This is a genomic window from Mycobacterium sp. (assembly GCF_025933915.1).
GTDB lineage: Bacteria > Actinomycetota > Actinomycetes > Mycobacteriales > Mycobacteriaceae > Mycobacterium.
The window spans coordinates 1-7,703 of sequence record NZ_JAICZA010000188.1; the positions used below are offsets into that span (position 1 = coordinate 1).

Here is a 7,703-nt window from a genome sequence, read left to right on the forward strand (position 1 = left end):
ACCGTCACTGTCGCCAGTGGTGGCACGTTGACCGATAGCGGCACGGTCACGGTGAATGCGGGTGGTGTGTTGTCCGATGGTGGTGCGTTGACCATTGATTCGGGTGGTGTGTTGGCCGATGGTGGTTCGCTCACTGTGGATTCGGGTGTGACGGTGGTCGATAACGGTGCTCTGAATGTCAGTGGCGGTGCCAGTGTTGCGGGCACGATTGATGTGGGTTCCACGGGTGTGGTGAATGTGGACGGCGGGGGCACGCTGAGTGTCGGTACTGGTGGGGTGTTGTCCGATGGTGGTGTGGTGTCGGTTAATTCGGGTGGGGTGTTGTCCGATGGTGGGACTGTCACGGTCAATGGTGGGTCGGTTTTGGTTCCCGCGGGCAGTCTTGTTGATGACGGCAGTGTGACGGTGGTCGATGGTGGTGTCTTGTCGGTTGATGGTGGGTCGGTGCTGGGTTCGGGCGGCGCCCTGACTGACGGCGGCGCCTTGACGGTCGCGGATGGGGGTGCCCTGTCGGTCAATGGTGGCTCCGTGGTGGGTTCTGGGGGTTCGTTGACGGTCGGTTCCACGGGCACCTTGACCGATAGCGGCAGCGTCACCGTCGGCGGTGGAGGGCTTTTGGGCTCGGGTGGCACGTTGACCGATAGCGGCACCGTAACCGTCAGCGCCGGTGGCGTCCTGACGGACGGCGGCACGTTGACCATCAACGCCGGTGCCACGCTGACCGATAGTGGGACCGTAACGGTCATCAGTGGCGGTACGTTGACCGACGGCGGCACATTCACGGTCAGCGTGGGTGGCACCCTCACGGACAGCGGCACCTTCACGGTCAGCTTGGGTGGCGCGCTGACCGACGGTGGCACGGTCACGGTCGGCGGCACGCTGGCCGACAGCGGTATCGTCACCGTCGGGTCCGGCAGCACCTTCACCGTCGATCCCGGCGGCATCGTCCCCATCCTCAACGGCGGCAGCATCATTGTCGGCCCCGGCGAGGTCATCACCATTGGCCCCGGTGGCAGTTACACCTCTACCGGCGTGATCGGTCCCGTCACCATCGCCCCCGGTACGCCGGTCCCGCCGGCCCCGCCGCATCTGGTGTTCGGCATCCCTCCGGGCGGGCTTGCCTCCCCCGGCCTGGCCGGCCTGGCAGGTCTTTCCGGAATCCAACCCCCACAAGACAATTCACTGTTAGCAGCGTCTGGATCGGACGGTGGAGCCTGTTGCCGATATATAGACGCAAACGAAGGTCAGTGCTGCTGGGACCTCCTCGCGTGCGAGGTTGACTGATGGGTTCGGTCGGGCCAGGAGAAATCATGGAAAGCGTTCAACGAGAAGGCGATTCGAAATCCACGACGCCGGAGGCGCCGCGGTCCCAGTCCCGCGAGGCCTCCGGGCGCCGGGCCAAGGCGATTGCGCGCGGGCCGTTATCGGTGCCGCCGAGCTGGTCCGCGGCCGCCCCGCGGATCCAGACGGCCTCGCCTCTGTCGGCTGTCGCCAGCCGTAACGCCACCCCTCGGCCCACCGTAGGAAACCCCCTGGTGAGCACCTACTCCAAGGGACTGATGGCAATGCTTACCTGGCCGGGTGCGATCTCTGCAGCGACCCGTTCACCGGATCACCGCAAGAGCACCGCAGACAATGCCGGGGTTCGCCGCGCCGAGACTCGGGCCCGAGATGACGCCACCGCGCATGACGGCAAAGCCGCTGATCCCGCGTCCGCAGTCGCCCAGGCCGCAACCAACACCGCGGACCACGTAATCGTCATCCGCATCCTGCAAGGCCAAACCGTCACCCTCCCGTTTGGCAGCACCATCGCTCTCGGCGAACGCACCACCATGCTCGTTGAGCGCGGCTCCATCAGCGTGGAAGGCGCTGGGGCCTGCGTCGCGAACGTCCCCGTCACCGTCAACGACGGCAGCACTGTCACCACCCTTGGTCGGTGTCGCGCGACCGGCGCCGTCATCCCGTCCAACATGCGGCTACTCGCTGGCAGCTACGGCGCCTTCACCCTCACTCAGTACCGCCGCGCACGGGTCGAAATCGAACTGATCGACGGCTCCGCCACGACCGGTACCGGCCCACACGTCGGCCAGGTCACCATCCCCGCCCTGCGCACCGCCACCGCCACCGTCGGCGCGGAGGGCGTCACCATCACCAACACCGAAGGCACGATCACCGTCACCACCCGTCGGTACCCGCGACTCGGGTATTGCAACGGCGCCCGTTCGCCGGGCCGGGTGCGCTCCTGACGCGCGGCGTGGTGTTCGACGTCTAGATGGGTTCACCACTCGGCGGTGCGCAGTCACGTCGATGGACGCTGGCACCGTCGCGTCGCCGCAGGCCAAGCTGCAGCCCAAGCTCTCAGGACTCGCGACTCGTATAGTCGACGGGGGTCAGGGGCTGGACAGGAGGACAAGTGGCAGGTCGACCGCTGCAATGCTTCGAAGTTGTCGGTACCGAGCAACTCACCCCACACATGGTGCGGGTGATGCTGCGGGGCAAGAATTTTGACGCCTTCGTCCCCAGCAAGTTCACCGACTCCTACGTCAAGCTGGCGTTCGTCGCCGACGACGTGGACGTGGCCGGCTTGCCCGAGCCGCTCACCCTCGACAGCTTCGCCGGCCTGCCACCGGAGAAAAGGCCCTCGGTGCGCACCCTCACCGTCCGGCACGTCGACGTCGAGGCCCGCCAGATCGCGCTGGACATCGTCGTGCACGGCGAGCACGGGACGGCGGGCCAATGGGCGGCCACGGCCCGGCCCGGCCAGCCGATCTACCTGATCGGCCCCGGCGGTGCATATACACCCGACCCGGCCGCCGACTGGCACCTGCTGGCCGGCGACGAATCGGCGCTGCCGGCCATCGCCGCGGCCCTGGAAGCGTTGCCGCCTAACGCGGTCGGCAAGGCGTTCATCGAGGTGGCGGGCCAGGAGGACGAGATCCCACTGACCGCACCGGAGGGCGTCGAGGTGCATTGGGTGTATCGCGGCGGCCGCGCCGACCTGGTTCCCGAGGATCGCGCCGGCGATTACGCGCCGTTGATCGAGGCCGTCACCAGCGCTCCGTGGCTGCCCGGGCAGGTGCACGTCTTCATCCACGGCGAGGCGCAGGCCGTCATGCACAATCTGCGGCCCTACATCCGCAAGGAGCGGGGCGTGGACGCCAAATGGGCCTCGTCGATCTCGGGTTACTGGCGCCGCGGCCGCACCGAAGAGACGTTCCGCCAATGGAAGAAAGAACTGGCCGAGGCGGAGTCGGCGAACTCGTCCGCCTGACGGCTCGACTGGCATGCTCTTTTCCATGGCATTCGGCGACTACCAGAACGAGATTTACTTCAAGGGCCTGGGCGGGGTGGCACCCGCGCTGCCGATGGCCTTCGCGGAGTTGGAGGCCCGGGCCGAGCGGGCCATGTCGCCGTCGGTGTGGTCCTACGTCGCCGGCGGCGCCGGCGACGAACGTACCCAGCGGGCCAACCGGGAGGCCTTCGATCATTGGGGCCTGATCCCGCGCATGTTCGTCGGCGCCGCCGACCGCGACCTGTCGGTGGAGATGTTCGGCCTGAGCCTGCCGTCTCCGCTGTTCATGGCACCGATCGGGGTCATCGGCATCTGCGCTCAAGACGGCCACGGCGACCTGGCCACCGCGCGCGCGGCCGCGCACACCGGTGTCCCCATGGTCGTTTCCACGCTGACCGCCGACCCGATGGAAGACGTCGCCGCCGAGTTCGGGGACACCCCGGGCTTCTTCCAGCTCTACACGCCGAAGGATCGCGAGCTGGCCGCCAGCCTCGTGCAGCGGGCCGAAGCCGCCGGCTTCAAAGGCATCATCGTCACGCTCGACACGTGGATTCCCGGGTGGCGCCCGCGCGACCTCGCCACGGCCAACTTTCCCCAGTTGCGGGGGCTCTGCCTGAGCAACTACACCAGCGATCCCGTCTTCCGCGCCGGCCTGCAGCACCCACCCGAGGAGGACCCGCAAGGCACCGTACTGCGGTGGATACAGACCTTCGGAAATCCGTTGACCTGGGACGACCTCGAATGGCTGCGGTCGCTGACCGACCTGCCGCTGATCATCAAGGGCATCTGCCATCCCGACGACGCCCGGCGCGCCAAGGACGGCGGCGTGGACGGCATCTATTGCTCCACCCACGGTGGTCGGCAGGCCAACGGCGGTCTGCCCGCGCTGGAGTGCCTGCCGGGCGTGGTGGAGGCGGCCGACGGGCTGCCGGTCCTGTTCGACTCGGGCGTCCGCAGCGGCGCCGACGTCGTCAAGGCGCTGGCGCGGGGCGCGACGGCGGTGGGTATCGGCCGGCCGTACGCCTACGGCCTGGCGCTCGGCGGCGACGACGGCATCGTGCACGTGCTGCGCTCGATCCTCGCCGAAGCGGACCTCATCATGGCCGTCGACGGGTATCCCACGCTCAAAGATCTCACCCCGGACACGCTTCGGCGCGTCGACTAGAGAGCGCAGGGCGGCACCTGCGACCGTGGGGGAGTGCAGGCGATCCTCGACGAGTTCGACGAGTACCTGGATTTGCAATGCGGCCGCTCGGCCCACACCCGTCGCGCCTATCTCGGCGACCTGCGCTCGCTGCTCGCGTTCGCCGGCGACCGCGGCGCCGGCCTGGACGCGTTGAGCCTGCCGCTGCTGCGCTCGTGGTTATCCGCCGCGGCCGCGGCCGGCGTCGCCCGCACGACGCTGGCCCGGCGCACCTCGGCGGTCAAGGCGTTCACCGCGTGGGCGGTCCGGCGTGGCCTGCTGACCGGGGACCCGGCCGCTCGGCTACAGGTTCCCAAGGCGCATCGCGCGCTGCCCGCGGTGCTGCGCCAGGACCAGGCGCTCGACGCCATGGCCGCCGCCAAATCCGGTGCCCGGCAAGGTGATCCGTTGGCGCTGCGGGACCGGCTCATCGTCGAGATGCTCTATGCCACCGGGATCCGCGTCAGCGAACTGTGCGGCTTGGACATCGACGACGTGGACAGGCGGCATCGACTGCTGCGCGTCGTCGGCAAGGGCAACAAGCAGCGCAGTGTGCCGTTCGGGGTGCCGGCGGCCGACGCGATCGAGGCGTGGCTGGCCGACGGACGTCCCGCCCTGGTGCATGCCGGGTCGGGTCCGGCGCTGCTGCTGGGCCCGCGGGGCCGCCGGCTCGACGTTCGCCAAGCGCGCACCGTGGTGCACCAGACCGTCGCCGCGGTGGACGGCGCGCCGGACATGGGGCCGCACGGCCTGCGCCACAGCGCGGCCACACACCTCCTCGAAGGCGGGGCTGACCTGCGCGTCGTCCAGGAACTGCTGGGTCATTCCAGCCTGGCGACCACGCAGCTCTACACCCATGTCGCGGTGTCCCGGTTGCGTGCGGTGCACGATCAGGCCCACCCGCGCGCCTGAGGCGCGAGCGTCTGCTCGCGCTAGCCGCGCAGCGGTTTGAGCCGGATCGGCGTGGACTTGAGCAGGCCCAGCGGATCGACATAGTGGGCCCCCGACGCCGGACCCCACATCGCTCCCCAGTGCAAACACGCCGCGGCCCCGCAGCCGGGATGGCCGGCCACCAATGCGCCGATCACGGTCACGGCCGTCACGTGCTGGCCGACCCGCACGGCCGCCCGGACCGGCTCGTAGCTGGTGTGCAACCCCCCGGGATGGGCCAGTGACACCACCGGCCGCCCGGCCAGCAGTCCGGCGAACACCACGGTGGCGGCGCCCGCGGCGTACACCGGCTGGCCGGCGGTGCCGGCCAGGTCCACACCGCGATGGCCGGGATGCCAGTCCTGCGGCGGGGCGTCGAAAGCCCGGGCGACGGCCGGCGGCGGGCGCAACGGCCATTCCAGGCGATCCTCGTCGGCCCCCGCCGGTACCGCGCTGACCAGGGCCGCACTCAACATCAGCGCTATCCACCGCATCCAGGTAGTTCAGCGCGGCCCCGCCGACGGGATCCACCCGGTCTCACCGGCTTTGTGGACGACGGCGCCGCTTGGGGAAGCGTGGCGAAACCACCTGCTGAGTCCGTGTAAACTGCTGGTCGCAGCTCGTTCGCGGGTTGACTTCGCGCGTCCGCATCGCGTCTCCGGTTCCACGAGGAGTTCGCACCGCATGCCGGGCGGTCCCGACCGGGTTTTCCCGGCTGGGTCCGGCATCGCAGCAGGCGCCAGGGCCCGGCTTCACCCGATGCCAGGCGACAACCGACACAAGTAAGGCACAAGCATGGCCGTCGTAACCATGAAGCAGCTGCTTGACAGCGGCACCCACTTCGGGCACCAGACCCGTCGCTGGAATCCCAAGATGAAGCGGTTCATCTTCACCGACCGCAACGGCATCTACATCATCGACCTGCAGCAGACGCTGACCTTCATCGATCAGGCGTACGAGTTCGTCAAGGAAACCGTCGCCCACGGCGGCAGTGTCCTGTTCGTCGGCACCAAGAAGCAGGCGCAGGAATCGGTTGCGGCCGAAGCGACCCGCGTCGGAATGCCGTACGTGAACCAGCGCTGGCTGGGCGGCATGCTGACCAACTTCTCCACCGTGCACAAGCGGCTGCAGCGCCTCAAGGAGCTCGAGGCGATGGAGCAGACCGGTGGTTTCGAAGGTCGCACCAAGAAGGAAATCTTGATGCTGACCCGCGAGAAGAACAAGCTGGACCGCAGCCTCGGCGGTATCCGCGACATGGCCAAGGTGCCGTCGGCGATCTGGGTCGTCGACACCAACAAGGAGCACATCGCGGTCGGCGAGGCCCGCAAACTCGGTATCCCGGTCATCGCGATCCTGGACACCAACTGCGACCCCGACGAGGTCGACTACCCGATTCCCGGCAACGACGACGCGATCCGTTCGGCCGCGTTGCTGACCAAGGTCATCGCGTCCGCCGTCGCGGAGGGCTTGCAGGCCCGCGCCGGGGCCGGCCGCGGTGACGGCAAGCCCGAGGCCGAAGCCGCCGAGCCGCTGCCCGAATGGGAGCAGGAACTGCTGGCCGCCGCTGCTGCCACCGGCGCCCCCGCCGACGCCGCCGCGGGCGCACCCGAATCAACCCCTGACCCCTCATAGGAAGGCTGACCATTGGCGAACTTCACCGCTGCCGACGTCAAGCGGCTTCGGGAACTCACCGGTGCCGGCATGCTGGACTGCAAGAACGCGCTGGTCGAGAGTGACGGCGACTTCGACAAGGCGGTCGAGGCGCTCCGGATCAAGGGCGCCAAGGACGTCGGCAAGCGTGCCGAGCGGGCGACGGCCGAAGGTCTGGTCGCCACCCAGGGCGGCGCGCTCATCGAGCTGAACAGCGAGACCGACTTCGTCGCCAAGAACGCGGAGTTCCAGGCGCTGGCGGACCAGATCGTGGCCGCGGCCGTGTCGTCGAAGGCCGCGGATGTCGACGGCCTCAAGACAGCCAGCATCGGTGACAAGACCGTCGAGCAGGCGATCGCCGAGCTCTCGGCCAAGATCGGCGAGAAGCTGGAACTGCGCCGGGTCGCGAACTTCGACGGCACCGTCGAGGCCTACCTGCATCGGCGGGCGGCCGACCTGCCCCCGGCGGTGGGCGTGCTCGTCGAATACCAGGGCTCGGACACGGAGGCCGCGCACGCGGTCGCGCTGCAGATCGCCGCGCTCAAGGCCCGCTACCTGTCCCGGGATGACGTGCCCGAGGACGTGGTGGCCAGCGAGCGCCGCATCGCCGAGGAAACCGCCAAAGCGGAGGGCAAGCCGGAGCAGGCC

General features: G+C 68.9%; 6 protein-coding genes and 2 pseudogenes. 7 read left to right on the forward strand and 1 reads right to left on the reverse strand.

The window, feature by feature from the left end:
- The 5 genes and pseudogenes from Q0W90_RS21410 to Q0W90_RS21430 all read left to right on the forward strand — a co-directional run.
- Window positions 1-1,284 (forward strand): annotated as a pseudogene (locus Q0W90_RS21410) (hypothetical protein); the annotation flags it as partial.
- Window positions 1,285-1,535: 251 nt separating this feature from the next.
- Window positions 1,536-2,246 (forward strand): hypothetical protein, encoded by a 711-nt coding sequence (locus tag Q0W90_RS21415; RefSeq protein ID WP_297700922.1) that lies wholly within the window; start codon window positions 1,536-1,538, stop codon window positions 2,244-2,246.
- A 167-nt stretch (window positions 2,247-2,413) separates the two neighbouring features.
- On the forward strand, window positions 2,414-3,271 hold the full coding sequence (locus tag Q0W90_RS21420; protein ID WP_297776435.1) for a siderophore-interacting protein: 858 nt from the start codon (window positions 2,414-2,416) through the stop codon (window positions 3,269-3,271).
- 25 nt (window positions 3,272-3,296) lie between these two features.
- The gene (locus Q0W90_RS21425; protein ID WP_297700918.1) at window positions 3,297-4,457 is read left to right on the forward strand and encodes a lactate 2-monooxygenase; all 1,161 of its coding nucleotides are present in this window, start codon (window positions 3,297-3,299) and stop codon (window positions 4,455-4,457) included.
- 33 nt (window positions 4,458-4,490) lie between these two features.
- A complete protein-coding gene (locus Q0W90_RS21430; protein ID WP_297700916.1) occupies window positions 4,491-5,387 on the forward strand; it encodes a tyrosine recombinase XerC in 897 nt (298 codons plus the stop codon).
- 29 nt (window positions 5,388-5,416) lie between these two features.
- Here the strand turns inward: Q0W90_RS21430 and Q0W90_RS21435 are convergent.
- Window positions 5,417-5,884, reverse strand: a pseudogene (locus tag Q0W90_RS21435) (M23 family metallopeptidase); the annotation flags it as partial.
- Between the two features lie 316 nt (window positions 5,885-6,200).
- On the opposite strand from Q0W90_RS21435, the gene rpsB reads away from it, so the two are divergent.
- Complete coding sequence (rpsB, locus tag Q0W90_RS21440) at window positions 6,201-7,037, forward strand: 30S ribosomal protein S2 (protein ID WP_297700915.1); 837 nt, start codon at window positions 6,201-6,203, stop codon at window positions 7,035-7,037.
- A gap of 12 nt (window positions 7,038-7,049) precedes the next feature.
- Window positions 7,050-7,703 (forward strand): translation elongation factor Ts (gene tsf, locus Q0W90_RS21445; RefSeq protein WP_297776438.1); only part of this gene is annotated, 654 nt, incomplete at its 3' end.